This window comes from Sphingomonas horti (assembly GCF_009753715.1).
GTDB lineage: Bacteria > Pseudomonadota > Alphaproteobacteria > Sphingomonadales > Sphingomonadaceae > Sphingomonas_B > Sphingomonas_B horti.
The window spans coordinates 1-1,167 of the sequence record NZ_WQMS01000010.1 but is presented as its reverse complement, the minus strand read 5'-3'; the positions used below and the strand labels follow the sequence as shown (position 1 = coordinate 1,167).

Annotated in this window: 3 protein-coding genes; all 3 read left to right on the top strand. The window is 63.2% G+C overall.

Annotated features, from left to right (window positions below; all coding sequences use genetic code 11):
- The coding region (locus GON01_RS09250; RefSeq protein WP_232328762.1) for a hypothetical protein at positions 1-231 on the top strand (231 nt) is incomplete at its 5' end.
- 22 nt (positions 232-253) lie between these two features.
- Positions 254-454 (top strand): hypothetical protein, encoded by a 201-nt coding sequence (locus GON01_RS09245; RefSeq protein WP_157027099.1) that lies wholly within the window; start codon positions 254-256, stop codon positions 452-454.
- Positions 455-562: 108 nt separating this feature from the next.
- Positions 563-1,167, top strand: a 605-nt coding sequence (locus tag GON01_RS09240) for a spermidine synthase family protein (RefSeq protein WP_157027098.1), incomplete at its 3' end; no start/stop codon positions are given.

Below are 1,167 nucleotides of genomic sequence, written 5' to 3'. Positions count from 1 at the left end.
AAACCCGGAGAACCCATGAGCAGAGCGATCAACCTCAACCTCACAAAGGATGAGGTCAAGGCCGCCGTGCTGAAGCACAAAGCGGCCATTAGTGCGATCGAGCCGCTGTTTCCGCGCGGCACGCGCGTCGTGCTGAAGAACAGCGACGACGCGGCTGCCATGCGGCGCACGCTCAAGGCGCAGATCATCGACGGCCCAGTCCTGCGCACGCCCTTGCGTACAGTACGATGATCCGGTGCGGAGGAGCACTCACGTGAATTTGCAGCCCACCGAGCACGAAGCTGCCGATTTGATGACCAGGCACGGCATCACTCGCGTGCAGGCCGTCCAGTACCGGTACAAGAGCTGGCGCTATTCCAATCTCAGCGATGCAGTCGCGCAGGCGGAACGGGACGCATCTGCTCAACTGGACGACCCGACTAGCGCGTATCACTCGCTTCGACCGCACTCCTGACAATCGCACGTCCGGCGCCCCGACGGGTCCGAAGCTTCCCCGGCGCATGTGAATATCTGCGCCTGAACCTGACTATACTTGCCGGAGACCCGCTTGGCCCTAGCAGAAATGGCAGTCGAAGGCTGCGCTTCGACCGCTGTGCTCATCGATACGGCCGATATCCCTGGTGGAGGGCAGCTGCATCTCGTTTGCCACGGGGAGGATTTCGAGATCCTCTTCGATGATGAGCAGCTGATGGGCAGCTGGGACTACCGTTCGGAGGAGGCCCTGGCCACGCTCGCGTTCGAGCGCCTTCGCGGCACCGATCCGCGAGTTCTGATCGGCGGCCTGGGCATGGGATTCACACTGGCGGCTGCTCGATCGGCGCTGCCGCTGAGCGGCACGGTCGTGGTGGCGGAACTCGTGCCGAAAGTGGTCACCTGGGCTGCTGGTCCCCTGGCGCACATTTTCGGCGATTCCCTCGCCGATCCGCGGGTCTCCTTAGAGATACGGGACGTCCATGATGTGATCGTGGAACGAAGCGCCAGGTTCGATGCGATCCTGCTCGACGTCGACAATGGCCCCGACGCGCTGATCAACCTCGCTAACGAGCGCCTCTACTGCAGCTGGGGATTGCGCGCTGCATACAGCGCCTTGAGACCGGGCGGACTGCTGGCGGTCTGGTCGGCCTACCCGGACCGGTCCTTTGCCGACCGGCTTCAGGAGACGGGATT